The organism is Klebsiella sp. K5-204 (assembly GCF_030128585.1).
Classification (GTDB): Bacteria; Pseudomonadota; Gammaproteobacteria; order Enterobacterales; family Enterobacteriaceae; genus Klebsiella; species Klebsiella quasipneumoniae.
The window spans coordinates 411,911-427,283 of record NZ_JAKUZS010000001.1 but is presented as its reverse complement, the minus strand read 5'-3'; the positions used below and the strand labels follow the sequence as shown (position 1 = coordinate 427,283).

General features: G+C 44.5%; 12 protein-coding genes. 3 read left to right on the top strand and 9 right to left on the bottom strand.

All coding sequences use genetic code 11. The features are described 5' to 3' along the window. Positions 1-34 precede the first annotated feature (34 nt). Together MKR05_RS02150 and MKR05_RS02145 are read right to left on the bottom strand one after the other, a co-directional pair. Positions 35-1,237 (bottom strand): MFS transporter, encoded by a 1,203-nt coding sequence (locus tag MKR05_RS02150; protein WP_238875480.1) that lies wholly within the window; start codon positions 1,235-1,237, stop codon positions 35-37. Positions 1,238-1,309: 72 nt separating this feature from the next. Then, positions 1,310-2,446, bottom strand: a complete 1,137-nt coding sequence (locus MKR05_RS02145) for an alpha/beta hydrolase (protein WP_032428790.1) — start codon at positions 2,444-2,446, stop codon at positions 1,310-1,312. Positions 2,447-2,617: 171 nt separating this feature from the next. On the opposite strand from MKR05_RS02145, the gene MKR05_RS02140 reads away from it, so the two are divergent. After that, a complete protein-coding gene (locus MKR05_RS02140; RefSeq protein ID WP_023289368.1) occupies positions 2,618-3,502 on the top strand; it encodes a LysR family transcriptional regulator in 885 nt (294 codons plus the stop codon). Positions 3,503-3,854: 352 nt separating this feature from the next. Here MKR05_RS02140 and MKR05_RS02135 read toward each other — a convergent pair whose 3' ends face one another. The 6 genes from MKR05_RS02135 to licT form a co-directional block, all read right to left on the bottom strand. Next, the gene (locus tag MKR05_RS02135; RefSeq protein WP_238875484.1) at positions 3,855-5,483 is read right to left on the bottom strand and encodes a carbohydrate porin; all 1,629 of its coding nucleotides are present in this window, start codon (positions 5,481-5,483) and stop codon (positions 3,855-3,857) included. A gap of 49 nt (positions 5,484-5,532) precedes the next feature. Further along, complete coding sequence (locus tag MKR05_RS02130) at positions 5,533-6,561, bottom strand: Gfo/Idh/MocA family oxidoreductase (RefSeq protein WP_110243529.1); 1,029 nt, start codon at positions 6,559-6,561, stop codon at positions 5,533-5,535. Further along, on the bottom strand, positions 6,554-7,528 hold the full coding sequence (locus tag MKR05_RS02125) for a Gfo/Idh/MocA family protein (RefSeq protein WP_238875485.1): 975 nt from the start codon (positions 7,526-7,528) through the stop codon (positions 6,554-6,556). Before MKR05_RS02125 ends, MKR05_RS02130 begins: the two co-directional genes overlap by 8 nt. 17 nt (positions 7,529-7,545) lie before the next feature. Continuing rightward, positions 7,546-8,952, bottom strand: coding sequence for a glycoside hydrolase family 1 protein (locus MKR05_RS02120; protein WP_049013432.1), 1,407 nt, complete (start codon positions 8,950-8,952; stop codon positions 7,546-7,548). Between the two features lie 10 nt (positions 8,953-8,962). Beyond that, on the bottom strand, positions 8,963-10,831 hold the full coding sequence (locus MKR05_RS02115) for a beta-glucoside-specific PTS transporter subunit IIABC (protein WP_238875488.1): 1,869 nt from the start codon (positions 10,829-10,831) through the stop codon (positions 8,963-8,965). Between the two features lie 89 nt (positions 10,832-10,920). Continuing rightward, entirely contained in the window at positions 10,921-11,808 is an 888-nt protein-coding gene (gene licT / locus MKR05_RS02110) for a BglG family transcription antiterminator LicT (protein ID WP_238875490.1), read from the bottom strand. A gap of 526 nt (positions 11,809-12,334) precedes the next feature. Between licT and MKR05_RS02105 the strand changes: the two genes are divergently transcribed. Beyond that, the gene (locus tag MKR05_RS02105; RefSeq protein WP_284118038.1) at positions 12,335-13,450 is read left to right on the top strand and encodes an alkene reductase; all 1,116 of its coding nucleotides are present in this window, start codon (positions 12,335-12,337) and stop codon (positions 13,448-13,450) included. Here the strand turns inward: MKR05_RS02105 and MKR05_RS02100 are convergent. After that, positions 13,447-14,358 (bottom strand): LysR substrate-binding domain-containing protein, encoded by a 912-nt coding sequence (locus tag MKR05_RS02100; RefSeq protein WP_049013557.1) that lies wholly within the window; start codon positions 14,356-14,358, stop codon positions 13,447-13,449. The genes MKR05_RS02105 and MKR05_RS02100 overlap by 4 nt on opposite strands. Before the next feature lie 449 nt (positions 14,359-14,807). On the opposite strand from MKR05_RS02100, the gene MKR05_RS02095 reads away from it, so the two are divergent. Continuing rightward, positions 14,808-15,134, top strand: a complete 327-nt coding sequence (locus MKR05_RS02095; RefSeq protein WP_049013556.1) for an EthD family reductase — start codon at positions 14,808-14,810, stop codon at positions 15,132-15,134. Positions 15,135-15,373 lie beyond the last annotated feature (239 nt).

The following is a 15,373-nucleotide window of genomic DNA, read 5'->3' as shown; positions in this document are numbered from 1 at the left end:
GTCGCCGTGATTACCCTGTCATTTGTGATTTGACTTATGCATCCAGCTCATTAATTGGCGTGCGCTGAGATGAGCTGATTTTGGCAGAGAGCAGAAAAGTCGCCCCTGCCGCCGCCAGCAGTAACAGACCGCTCAGTGCAAAATTGCTGCGCCATCCCAGGATATCAAACACCAGGCCGCCTGCCGTTGACCCGAGGGCAATCGATAGCTGGATCACGGCGACCATCAGACCACCGCCCGCCTCCGCATCCTCGGGCAGCGTCCGCGCAATCCACATCCACCAGCCGGTGGGTGCGGCCGTCGCCAGCAGGCCCCACAGGCTTAACAGTACGGCGACTGATCCCGGGTGGTGTCCGGCCAGCAGAAGCGTTCCGGCAATCGCGGCCATGACCAAAGGGATAGCCACCAGCGTCGGATAAAACCGGGCGTTCAGCGCGCTCGAAATAAGCAGCGTGCCGACGAAACCGGCGGTACCCATCGCCAGCAATATCAGGGACAGGCCAGAGGAACTGACTCGGGTCACGGTCTCCAGAAACGGTCGCACATAGGTAAATAAGGTAAACTGCCCCATAAAAAACAGCCCGCAGGCCAGCAATCCAAGGAATACCGTCGAGCGGCGGAACAAACCCAGCACGGTTCCCTGCGGCTGTGGTGCGCGCTGGTTTTTCATCGACGGCAGGCTAACGCATTGCCAGACGAAGGCCACCATCGCCAGCGGGACGAGACATAAAAAGGCGCCGCGCCAGCCGACGGTGGCCCCCAGGTAGCTGCCCAGCGGCGCTGCCACAACGGTGGCCAGCGCGTTACCGCCGTTAAAGATGGCCAATGCGCGGGGGACCTGACGTTGCGGCACCAGGCGAATGGCCGTTGCGGCCGACATAGACCAGAAGCCGCCGATGACGATCCCAATGAGCGCCCTGCCCAGCATATAAACTGGATAGCTGGACGCCAGGGCAATCATCATTCCCGAGACCGCCATCAGCGCCGTGAGCGCTAACAGAAGGTATTTACGATCCCGTGCTCCCGCAAGGCGAGAAATGCTCAGGCTGGTCAGCACCGCCAGCGCGCCTGAAATGGCAATGCCCTGACCGGCTAATCCCTCGGTGACGCCTAAATCGCCAGCGATGGGCGTTAACAGGCTGACCGGCATAAATTCTGAGGCAATGAGTACAAATACGCAGAGCGTCATCGCCAGGACGCCGCTCCAGTGTGCCCGGGTGTTACTTAATGCAGACATTATTTAGCTCCGACCATACAAAGCCGCCCGCAGGCGCGTGGCGGCATTGGGGATGTCTCCGGCACAGGAGGTCTATTTCAGGTTGGTTTTAAAGAACTGCTCGAACTGACTGAAGGGAATTTTTCCTGCGGCGTTGTCATAAAGATCGACATGGTTTGCGCCAGGGACAATCACCAGTTCTTTCTCGTTGCTGCCAATAGCCTTATAGGCATCTTCGGCAAAATAGCGAGAATGGGCTTTTTCGCCCGTCACGATAAGCGTCGGAATAGTCACTTCGCCGGCATAATTCAACAGCGGCATATTCATAAACGACAGCGGCATCGTCGCATTCCATGCCCCGGTTGAATTAACCGAACGAGGATGGAAACCACGCGGCATACGGTAATAATCGAAGAACTCTTTCAGGACCGGGTTGGGATTGGCGGGCAAGGTTTCCGGCAAAATACGATCGGCAGCGCTGACGTTGCCTTTATCATCAACATAAATGTCATGCCCGCCGGGGGCGAAAGTGCCGTTTGCCGCATCCTTCCAGCGCTGCGCGTTCAGGTACTGCAGTACCGCTCGGCGGTCGGCTGTCGTGTAGCGGTCTTTGCCATCGCCGACTCCATGCCCCATCGCGCGGCTCATGTCATACATGACGCTGGTCGCCACCGCTTTGACGCGCGTATCCATCGCCGCGTCGTTTAAGGCCATACCGCCCCAGCCGCAAATGCCGAGCAAACCGATACGGTGGCGATCCACCTCTTTTTGCAGGCCCAGAAAGTCCACCGCGGCACTGAAATCCTCGGTATTGATGTCCGGCGAAGCCACGTTACGTGGGTAGCCACCGCTTTCACCCGTATAGGATGGGTCAAACGCCAGGGTGACAAACCCCTGCTCGGCCAACGTCTGGGCATACAGGCCGCTGGATTGCTCTTTTACCGCGCCGAAAGGACCGCTAACGGCAATGGCGGCCAGTTTGCGGTCGCCGCGATCCTTCGGCAGGTAAAGGTCTCCTGCTAAAGTAATCCCGTAGCGGTTGTGGAAGGTCACCTTACGATGATCCACTTTCACGCTCTCAGGGAATGTTTTGTCCCATTTTTCAATCAAAGAGACAGGCGTATTCGGGTTAGTCGTATCAGCATAACTCATCGTTGTGACTCCACTTAATGAGGCGCAAAGCAGCATGGCGGGTATCGCGGCTGTCAGTTTTTTGGTGAAAACCGTCATCAAAGCCCCCTAAATAAACGTGATCAATGCAAATCTCCAGTAGACAACGCTGCTGCGCTTTGTTGTCGTGGGCTTAGTGTAGCCAGCAGTAATAGTGCTGATTAGTGGGTTAAAAATGCTAAGATTAATACCATATTGTTCTAAATGGCATGCGGATTACGAGGCGGTAGAATGGCGAAACGAGAAAACTATAATGACCTTTATCTGTTTATGCAGGTGGTGCGGGAAGGCAGTTTTACCGCCGCAGCGCAACGACTTGGCCTGGCGCAGTCCGGGATCAGCCGTGCGGTTCGTGAACTTGAAGAGCGCCTGGGCGTTCAGCTTCTGGTGCGCACCACCCGCCGTTTGTCGCTCACTCAGGCGGGTGAGCAGCTCTATCACAATGTCGAATCCGGTTTCGACGCCTTAGATATGGGACTCGCCACGCTGGCCCACTATCGTCAAACGCCATCCGGTACGGTACGCATCAATGCCAGCCAGCATGCCATTGATAAAGTCCTGCTGCCGAAGCTGGCAGTATTTAAACAACGCTATCCCGATATCAGACTGGAACTGATCAGCGAAAGCCGGTTTGTCGATATTATTGCGGAGCGATTCGATGCGGGCGTACGTCTGGGCCCGGAAGTCGGAAGCGGCATGATTGCGGTACGCATTTCTCCCGATATGGAGATGGCGGTGGTGGGTACACCGGAACATTTTCGACGCTACGGCTTTCCACAAACGCCCGCCGATTTAGTCGTCCACCCCTGCATCGCTTATCAGTTTGGCGACGGCAGCCTTTACGCCTGGGAACTTAACGTGGATGGCAAAAAAATCACTCATCCGCCGCAGGGACAGTGGGCATTCGCCGATAGCTATATGGAAGCCAAAGCGGCCAGGCTCGGTCTGGGGCTGGCCTATGTCCCGGAAGAACTGATTACCGACGATCTAGCGCAGGGCACGCTTATCCGGGTACTCCAGCGTTATAGCCAGCGTCTGGAAGGTTCATTTCTCTATTACCCGCACCGCAATGTGTCGCCCGCGCTGAGAGCGGTTATTGATACATTGCGAATGTAGCAGAGGTTGCCTGCGGGCAGCAGGTAACATGGAGCTTTTAGTGCCTGGTTACGTACTCCCCCTGTAATACTATGTCTGATTATGTCCACCATCAATTTGATGGCCACTATCTATAAAACAACACTGGAGGCGGACGTGTCTTACAACACTCGCCCCCACCCTCCATTTGATATTCATGACAAATAGGTATACTTGAACCCGACCACTCTTCTGTCGAAGTTATCGTCACAGAACGGAACACGCCACGCAGAGTATAGCGCTCGATTATATACCCGAAACCAAATATGATTTATATAAGTCAAGGTAAAATACACATATAATCATGTTCACCTAAACATATAAGATAGTAGATTTACCACCACACTTCAGCTTGAGTACCAATGGTAAACTGGTCTTTCTTGTAATCATTAAATTCAAACTGAGTAATTTCATTATCAAAACTTTTCAGATATGTCGCATAAAAACGAATTTCTGGTCTTGAAGTCAACATACTCGTATTGACTTTAAAGGTATGGAACAGTGTTGTTTTCAGGCCCGACTCTTTATAATCGACACCACCAGTTTTATTAGTTTGAGTAAACCAGCCGAGCTCTATGCCACTCTGATTATAGGTATTCCAGATGTAAGCAGGCCTTACCACAATTCGGGTGGAGTTAAAATCAGTATGGGGACCAGTGTAATAATCATAGACATCATTACCAAAACTATAAACAAATGCATGCGCAACAATATATCTTGAACCAATATAATTTTCACCTTCTGAAAGGAATCTGTAGGCTTTACAATTAGTATGCTCACCATAATACTGCCCGTTATAGCCATAAAGAGCACCGGAGTCAGTAACTAATGAGAATCCGCTGGCAATCGAGTTGTTCGCAGTCTGGAAACTAAAATTAGTAAAACCACCTCTTTTCCAGTTTTGAGTTAATGTACCACCAACATGCCAGGCCTCTTTAACGCTAAAATAAGTACCGTTATCTTCATTTTTCTTATTTAGGTCGGTTTTATTCGGAGTGGAATACCGTCCCCAAACGTCAACCGTCGCATCAGACCAGACAGGCGTTTTATTGTAACGAATGTCAATGGTATTCGTGTTAATCTGTTGCGTCTGGTCATCATCCGGGTTAACGCTGTGGGCGTCTAAGTCCTCACGCGTTAAGGCCATATTTAAATAGCCAGGGCCAAGACGCCAGTTTTCAATACCAACCCCGGCGGCGGCATCTGATTGATGATACTTGAAGTCCAACATCTGGATTTCAAGTTTAGGTAATTTATGTTTACCAACCCAGAAATCTGCATCCTTCGCAAACGGTAAAAATCCCTTTGTCGTAAGGTAAATATCAGAGAACTGCATCAGATTCTCTGAATTGCTATCAAACCAGCCTGCGCTATACTGAGAACCAACGTTACCATCGAACAAGACTACTGCCTTGGCGCTTCTGCCATTCTCGTTATAAACGCGCTGAGAAAGTTCCAGATCGAACCATGAGCTATTTTCCTGCCCAAAACGCCCCAAAGACCCAATAGCATACGATTTTGCAGGTCCTCTATTCCCTACCGAGTAACCAGAACGAAAATACCCGGAGTAATTAAATCCGATATCATCCTTCACAAAAGCAGATATTTCTTTGATAGTATATTTTTTATCACTCGTATTATTTGGGGATTGCGTTGCTCCTGATGGCTTAGTGACAGATATAGTTTCAACCCTATCTCCTGATTGATCAGATAATATTGGTTGTTGTTTCGCCGCAACGTGAGAACGCTGGAGTTCTTCATTCTTATTTATCACCAATTGTTGTGCGTTCAACTTCTTTTTTGTTTCCTGGAGATCCGCCTGTGTTTCCTTTAATTGCTTCTGGAGTTGAGCTATTTGCTCCTCAATACTTAAAGTTGAGGTAGCAAGAGCAGAGTTAGAGGATAGAATAGCAGTACATACAGCCAAAGATAAACATCCTTGCTTAAAGGTTATATTTTTCATTTAGTTATCCAATCATTCGGGAATTGGCCGCTATACAGCGGCCTCATGATTAATAGAGTTCTTTCACTCCATTTTCTAATAAGGAAATTTGATTTAATATTTGTTCAGGAGTGACAAGGCGCTCCTTTCCATTTTTAAGGGTGGCGAAAAGCGCGTCATAATAACGACCATAATCTCCATTAACGGAAATAACTCTCTGTTCATTAAAATCACCCGCATCATCTATATAAGTCAATACGCCATAATCTGCGGGGAGATCAATGCCAAAATCAGGATTATGAGGCATATAGCCTAACTTCAGATGCTCCTCTTGTTTGTCTTTTTTCTCTTTTACAAACATCCCTTTTTTACCATATACTACAAAACTTGGTCTTTCTTTAATTCTAAAATAGCTGGATTTAACCGAAACTTTTAATTTCCCATAATATAAATCAAGGTCAAAATAATCATTCATCCGTCCATGACCAAGGATCTGTTTCACATCATAATGTACTGAATCTGGCGTGCCGAAGACAGAAATAATCTGGTCAAGCGTATGACAACCATGTCCGAATAAATAACCATTTACTTTATCAAAATGGTTAATAGATTCAGGTACCTGAGGCCTGAAATAATCATAGTGCATCTCAATTTCCAGAAGGTCTCCGAGGACACCGCTATCAATCACTTTCTGAACGGTCAGAAAATCGCTATCAAAACGTCTATTCTGATATGACTGAACGACCACCCCCATCTGCGAAGCAAGCTCCAGAAGCTCTTTAGCCTGCTCCAGTGTTTCAGTAAAGGGTTTTTCCACAACACAGTGTTTGCCCGCAAGAATGGCCTTCTTCGCCATTTCATAGTGAAACTGCGATGGAGTAGTAATAATCACTGCCTCGATCTCGTCATCTTTCAACAGGTCAGCAAGTTCCTGTGTATATTGAATACCATCAATTTGTGGCCACTGATCTCTTTCAAGATTCACAGAATAAATGGTTTTAACAGTGATCGAATCTTTCCGTTCTAGCACAAATGGCAAATGATAACGGTTTGCACTTTTACCGTTACCGATATAACCAATAATCATTTTGTCAGACATTTTTAACCCCGATATTCTGTTGGTGACGAGCCATCTCAATAACGTTCAGGACATTGATACTGGTTTCCAGCATTTTTGATGCCAGAGAAAAATCTCTCATTGATATAATTTCAATGAATTTTCTAAATTCAGGAAGCAAACGATGCTTTTCAATATGCTCAATATGTTTAGCGGGTATGGCATTAGGTTTTAGCTCATATCCAACCATCTGATTTGCTGGTTTATTGAGAGTAATGCACCCCATTTCCCCCTGAATCGTTGAAGACACAGGCGCATGGCAGTCTTTCGCACCGACGCATACAGCCTTGAAAGAACCATAGTCCATGAGCAACATTCCACTGGTATCGACACCCTGGGATATATTCGCCTGATAAACGACACCTTCAGGCATACCAAAAAGGCCAACAACAAAGTGGATATTATAGATATTAATATCCATCAAAGCACCGCCGCCCTTTCTGGCGTCAAAGGCTGGATGGATAATATTATTTTTGAAGTCACTATAACGCGATGATAATTGGCTATAATTCATACTAACGATTTTGATATCGCCAAGAGCTGGCAAATCACGTTTTAAATTCGAATATGAATCAAGATAGTGAATATTCATGGCCTCAAGAACAACCAGGCCTTTAGACTCGGCCAGCTCCTTCAGATGCAATAGCTCAGCAACATCAATTACAATGGGTTTCTCTATGATCACATGCTTACCACTTTCCAGTGCTTTTACTGCAAATGTGTAATGCAGATGATTCGGTAAAGCCACATAAATAGTATCTACGTCGCTATTTATTAGCTCATCATAGCTAAAAAATGCCTTCCCATTTTGACATAAGTTAGCCAGTTTTTCCGTTTCGTCTTTTGTCGCTTCAGTACCCAGAATAGAAACAGATTCCAGCTCAAGATCGTTAATAAATGACATCACATCCTTGACGATCATTCCTGTGCCTAAAATACCCAGATTCATATTTATACCTATATGCATTAACGCATCAATGATTTGCCATTAGAATTAATAACGTCTTTATACCAGAAAAATGATTTTTTCTTATATCGGGCCATGGTCCCTGAACCATCGTTATTGCGGTCCACATAAATCAGCCCATAGCGTTTTTTCATTTCGGCAGTTGACGCGCTCACGAGATCAATACAGCCCCAGGTAGTAAATCCCATGACAGGAACGCCATCTGCAATGGCCTCCTCGACCTGAACCAGATGTTCATTGAGGTATTTAATCCGGTAATCATCTTCGACCGTGAAGTTACCGTTGATATCTGTCACTAAGACATCCTGGGCTCCAAGTCCGTTTTCTACGATAAACAGTGGCTTTTGATAGCGGTCATAGTACTTGTTCAATGTAATCCGTAGACCTTTCGGATCGATCTGCCATCCCCACTCACTAGATTCGAGGTATGGGTTTGGTACACCACCAATAAGATTGCCAATAGCAGGTTTGATCGATTTATCAGCCGTTTCACACACGCTCACATAGTAGCTGAATGAAACAAAATCAACGGTATTTTGAAGAATTTTCTCATCGCCATCTTCAAAATGAATCCTGATATTATTTTCTTTGAAGTATCTTTTCATATATCCAGGGTAGTACCCGCGAACATGAACATCGCCAAAGAAATCATTCATATGCTCCGCTTGCATCGCAACCAAAACATCATCTGGATTTGGTGTCAATGGGTAAATCGGCATGCTTAAGATCATACAACCAAATTTAGCATCTGGCATGATTTCACGGCCTTTACTAATCGCTAATGCACTGGCAATAAATTCATGATGCACCGCCTGAAACAGGTCTTGCTTACTGAGCTCTTCTTTAGGCGTAAAAATACCTCCGCTCATCAGCGGCTGATGTAACACTGAGTTAATTTCATTAAATGTTAGCCAGTATTTAACCTTGTGTTTATAACGTTCAAATATCGTTGTGGCAAAATTCGTATAGAATTCCACCATCCTGCGATTTGCCCAGCCATTATATTTTTTTGATAAATTTAACGGTGTTTCATAGTGAGAAATTGTCACCAGTGGTTCGATACCGTATTTATGACATTCGTCAAAAAGGTCATCATAAAACTTCAACCCTTTTTCATTTGGGATGGAATCATCTCCGTTTGGAAAAATTCGACTCCAGGCAATTGATGTCCGAAAGACCTTAAATCCCATCTCGGCAAACATTTTGATGTCATCTTTATACCGATGATAGAAATCAATACCCTTTAGTTTCAGGTTATCGCAGGTGGGCAGCTCAGTGACTGGAGCCATAATGCCTTTGGGCAGAACATCCTGGATACTAAGACCTTTTCCATCAACGTCAAAAGCACCTTCACACTGATTAGCCGCAACGGCTCCTCCCCAGAGAAAATCATTCGGAAAACTCATAACACCTCCTTCAAGCTATAGCCAGAATGTTCGAATTAAATACAGCCTTAGAATCCATCGATGCACTGACATCTTGATATTCTTCGGTATTTGTTACGATAACAACTGTCGTCGGGTCATACCCTTCAGACTTAATATAATCAATATCAAACTCAATAAGTAAATCGCCTTTTTTAACCTTGTCGCCATTTTTAATAAATGCTTTGAAACCATTGCCATCAAGCTGCACTGTATCCAGCCCGACATGAATAAGAAGCTCGATACCATCAAGTGACTTTAGGCCAATGGCATGATTTGTGGTAAATATAGAGAGGACTTCGCCATCGAATGGACTGATAACCTTGCCTACCGTTGGATGGATACCAATTCCTTTCCCTAAAATTTCATTAGCAAAAGTGGCATCGGATACATCACCTAACGCAATGATTTCACCTTCAACGGGCGAAGTAATATTTTTCATCTCAACCGCGACAACTTTTTTATCCTGGAGAACATCCTTTTTCAGTTCTTTTGCGTTCTCATCAACCGGGTCTTCAAACCCTAAGAAGAGGGTTAAAAGAATAGTCAGGACAATAACAATAACAGCAGCGACACAAGCTAATATAAGATTTAAGTTATTCGAATGATCGATAAATATCGGCATAGCAACCAGAGAAGCGATACCAAAACCATGAGCAGATAATTTAAATGCGCCAACAATCCCGCCAGTAATACCCGAAGCGATACACGCCGCAAGCATAGGTTTTTTCAGTGGTAAGTTCACGCCATACATACAGGGTTCGGTCAAACCAGCAAATATAGCGGTAAACCCTGCCGCCAATGACTTCTGCTTAAGTGCATTATTTTTTGTTTTGATACCTACACCGATACAAGCTGCACCTTGCGCCATATTAATAACTAACATCGCCGGGATAATCAGCATCTCCCCGCCCGGAGTGGCCAGGGCTGGTATGGTAATCGTAAGAAATGCCCAGTGCATGCCTGTCATGACAATAAATGGCATGATTGCACTAAGTACTACCATCACAATAATATGGAAGCTGTCGGGGATTGATGAGATGACATAAACGAGATATTTACCAAAAATTGCTCCTAATGGCCCGAGTAATAAGAATGCGATCGGCGCGGAGATAAGGATAATCAGCGCAGGGTTCAGAAATCCTTTTGTGATATTAGGGGTAATACGATCGACGAACTTCTCAATATATGAAATAACCCAGGCATTCAAAATAGCGGGAATTACCGTCGAACCATAGTGCGCGGAGATAACAGGCACTCCCAGGAAAAGTAATTTTTGCGAGTCATCCCCCATCAACGCTACGAAATCAGGATGCAAAAGTACTGCCGTGACGACAGCTACTAATGGTGCATTCGTATTAAATCGCTTAGCTGCTGCATATGAGATGAGGATCGGCATAAAGTAGAATGCGGCATCACCGATGGCACCTAACAACTTCATCGAAGTTGAGTCTGTCGACACAAAAAAACCAAGTATGAGATACAGAATTTTTACCATCCCAGCGCCGATCAAGGCAGGGATCACTGGCATCATGCTTCCGGCAATAACATCAATGATACGTTCGAGAACACTCTTTTTCTTCGCTTGTGCATTGTCCGTATTTGTCAGGCCATCAACATTAACGAGCTTCTTTACTTCATCATAGAACTTAACAACATTCTTCCCAATAATAACCTGATACTGATTCCCCTGTCGGACAACACCGGATACGCCAGCGATATTTCTGACTTTATTATCATCAACAATAGAGTCATCTTCCAGGTTGAAACGCAAGCGAGTCATACAATGCACAAGCCCTTTGACATTACTATCCCCGCCGAGCTCTTCAAGAAGAGCCCCAGCATTTGATTTGTAATTCATTTCATACTCCATATATATTGTAGGCATAGTAGTGCCTCAGGTACTACTAAAATATACTGTTCTATCTGTAGATTGATTGAATGGGCTGATTATCTGTTTGAATTAAGTAGCCGATTTATATGTACGACCAGATACAATGTTTCCTCTTCTGTCATGTTGTACTTATATTCTACAAAAACATATTTTTTAACCTTATCCGCACAAGCATACTCCCTTGGGTACTGGCTACGGATAGTATTTATAAACTCCTGGTCACCATTTGTATAACTTTGTTTTTTTAGTAACCTTTGGCTGAAAAATCTCAGGTGCGTCAGAAAGCGATAATAGTCAAGACCTTCTTCATCAAACTCAATGTTAAAATTATATTTTACAATATTTAACACCCCTTGAATGAGACGAGTCATCGCAATAGTTTCATCAAAAATCCCAGTTGTTAATGCATTCACTATATGTAATGCGATAAAACCGGCCTCCTCCTGAGGCAGTTCAATACCAATGCGGTTCTTGATATGTTTTATTGCATACAGACCTAATGCATATTCATGATTATAAAATCGCTTTGTTTCCCATGTCAGCGGATTTGTAAAGACTATTCCCTTTTTTGTCCTTTCAATGGCAAAGTTCAGGTGATCCGTCAGTGAGATATAAATGTTATCACTTAATTTTTTCCCCAGTGACAACTTAAAATACTGGATTATTTCATCAGTGACCTGTATGTGCTCATAGGGTATTTTTTTAACCAGGTTCTGAAATTTTGAGCTCACACCCGTATCGTCCAATTTAAATATTTTCTCAATCTTCTCCGGTGCAACTGTTTCTCCAGGCTTAGACTGAAACCCCAAACCTTTGCCAATCGCAATACACTCATCACCGTTACGATCCGTACAAATTATTTGGTTATTGTTAATTATTTTTTGTACTTTCATTTGACCATAAGCCTCAATAACCACAAAAACAAAAAAACCAAGCCCATGCATAAACTTTCTGTTATGCGGAACTTGGTCATGCCAGCTTTAACTGTAACACCCAATTCAGATTTTGATTAGCACTGTGATGCTGTGATTCACGATAACGATACAATCAGTCGAAATCTGTGAACTATCTCAAAAAAAAGCAAAACATAATAAAACGCATATTAATCAATAAATTACTTAGATTTTATCTATTTTTTTAATTTTTCATAGTACTTTTTCTTCAGCCGATTCACCAAGTTTCCATGCATAACAACAATTTTTTAATACGCGAAAACAACGGACTGAACAGCAGACAAATCATTCATAAACACCTAATAATATTAATATTTCCAATCTTACCCTGACATAAAATCATCTCATTGTTTGTGTCTGTTTGCATACAAAACCAGATACCGCCAACACTTAATTAACACACAAAAGCAAATAGGTCTTGATTGTAGAATTTATGGAACAACTGTTCGGAACAAAGCCCTATTTTTTTCTTCGCTTTAAATCCCCATCATTTCAAAATTCACTTGAGGAACGAATAATGAATGAACTGTTTTCCCCCTTTAAATTAGGCGATGTAACTCTTAATAACCGTATTGTAATGGCCCCTATGACACGCTCCAGAGCCAGGAAAGGTGACACAGCCGATGAGCTAACGGCTAAATATTATGCTCAACGAGCTTCTGCTGGACTGATTATCACTGAGGGAGCGCAGATATCAGTTCAGGGACAGGGATACCTGTTCACGCCTGGAATTTACAACCAGAGCCAGATTGAAGGCTGGAAAAAGACGACTCAAGCGGTCCATGAACGTGGTGGAAAAATATTCATTCAGTTATGGCATGTTGGTCGCATTTCAAGCACAAGTTTACAGCCAAATGGTCAAGCACCGGTCAGCTCCGTCGCGGTGAAAGCTGAAGGGTCACATTGTTTTGCATATGATGTAAATGGTCAGCCTGGGTCTGTCGATGTCTCCACCCCTAAGGCGCTGACTACAGCTGAAATTGAGGGGATTGTGCAAGACTATGTCATTGCAGCCAGAAATGCGATTACCGCTGGGTTTGACGGTATTGAGATCCACGCGGCTAACGGTTACCTGCTAGAACAATTCATTAATGGCGGCCTGAATACACGCAACGACGAATTTGGCGGCAAGGATACCGAGAACCGCTTAAAATTCGTCCTGATGGTTACTGACGCCATTGCTAACGCCATTGGGGCCAGTAAAACGGGCATCCGCCTGGCGCCTTTCGGCCATTTGTTTGATATGCACGCTTTTGACGGCGAAGAAGAGACTTGGTTACTTCTGGCGAAGAAACTTGGTCAACGTTCCCTCGCTTACGTGCATCTCAGTGACCAAAAGACACTCGGGCAACAGGCAATCCCGGAAGGGTTTATTGAAAAATTCAGAGCGGCGTACCCCGGTACGTTGATTATTGCTGGTGGCTTTGATAAAGCGAAAGCTGAAGAATACCTGGCCACTAATAAATCTGACCTGATTGCCTTTGGTCGCCCCTATATTGCGAACCCTGATTTAGTTGAGCGAATGGCTAATAACTGGCCGTTAAATGAGGTCAAGCCGACAGGTACCTATGGCGGCGGCGAGGAAGGTTATACTGACTACCCTTCCTGGCCTGAAACCGAAACCACATCCTAATCCAGTCGCCCTTCTTCCGCTGCCGAGACGAGCGTGTCTACAACATAGCGAATCTTCGGCAGCAACTGCCGACTCCTGGGCCACAATGCGCTGATGGGCATTTCTCCGCCAGCATAGTCGGCCAATACCTCTTGTAATTGCCCATTTTCCAGCCACGGCCTCACTAACCATAGGGGAAGTTGCGAAAGGCCACATCCGGCCAGCGTCGCTGCAAGCAACGCATCACCATCCGCAAATTCATGGGTTGCGGGAGGAATACATCTCGTTATCAACCCGTCTTTATCTTTTAAGATCCATGATATGGGCTGATTACGTCGAAAACCCATAATACATTTATGTTCTGCCAGGTCTTCGGGCGTGAGCGGCGATTTATGGCTATCAAGATAATCAGGGGCGCCGCATATCACTAACTTTTGGGTTGTCAGCCTTCGCGCAACCAAAGCACTGCTATCCGCCAGTTCACCGATACGAATAACAAGATCGATACCTTCTTCTATGAGATCAACAAAGCGTTCGCTAAAAGTGACAGATAGAACAAGCTCTGGATAGTCCTGGTTAATTTTTAACAGTATCGGTAATATTCTTTGACGACCAAATGCGGCCGGAAGGTCGACCCTTAAACGACCCGAGGGTTCGCAGATATGCGAGGAGAGTTCTGATTCTGCCTGCTCCAGTATTTCTATCGCACTCTGGCAACTTTCAAGAAAACGTTCACCATCAGGTGTAAGGCTTAATCGCCTTGTGGAGCGTTGAAAAAGCTTTAGTCCTAGACGATCTTCCAGGCGACTCACGCTTTTGCCGATTGCCGATTTTGTGAGTCCCAGTTGTTCTGCCGCCGCTGTAAAGCTTCCCAGCTTTGCGGTTGAGACAAATGCGGTAATGCCGCCAAGGTGATCAATTTTACGCACCTGTAGCTCCTAATGAGTTGATAATATTCAAATTTATTATAACCACCCAGCCTGTCTTATGCACACACTGGTCAACGCCCATCATCACAGCCTACAATGTTAAAACTGACATTAAATCTTCAATAGTGGTTATTACGCCATCATTGTTGAATCTATGTCAACACACTTCAGACTAAACCGCCATTTATTTTATTAAGAAAATTAGTAATAATGAACTTCTCAACAATTTATATGCCCCGGAAACCGGAGGTTCAATTCAACAGAGCTTATAAGGCAATGTTAATTAATCGTGACGATGATAATTCACAGCACTAAATGAAAGACTAATATACTTTCACAAACATGAGCACACATCATATAAAATCGCAGTAATTAAACGGATGGAATTATTACATCGCCAGCATCGATATCTATTATTAATAATCAACCCAACTTTGAGATACGTAACAATGAAAAGCAATGCCGGATTTAAGCACGTAGGTTTACTTATTAGAAAAAAAGACATGAGTTTTGAAGAGTTTGTTAATTACTGGGATAATGTTCATACTGCCATCGCACTCCAGTTACCCGGTTTAAGAGGATATGTGCTCAATCCCATAGACCGGGAAAAGTATCCGGACTCTCCTATTGACGGCTTCTCAGAGCTTTGGTTCGATTCAATAGAGGATGCAATTAGTGCATTTAATTCACCTGTGGGTAAAACTGCTTATGATGACGTTAAGAATTTTATTGATAAAGCAGCAATTACCTATGTGATGGAAATTAAGAAAAAGTAATTTCTGGCTGGCGTGTTGCAGTATAGACTCATTCTCTCAATCTAATTTCAATCTCCATATCTTAAGTCGGAAGTCTGCTGACGCGCGTCCAGCCAGGCTTCTACTTAATCCCAGTTAAAGGCAACAACCCGTGATGTCATTAAAACCGTATCGTAAAAACACAGTGTTTTCCAGCTTATCAATTACATAAAAAAAGAGGCACTAGCTTTATCAACTCTTCTGTTCTGAGTGCAGCTCGC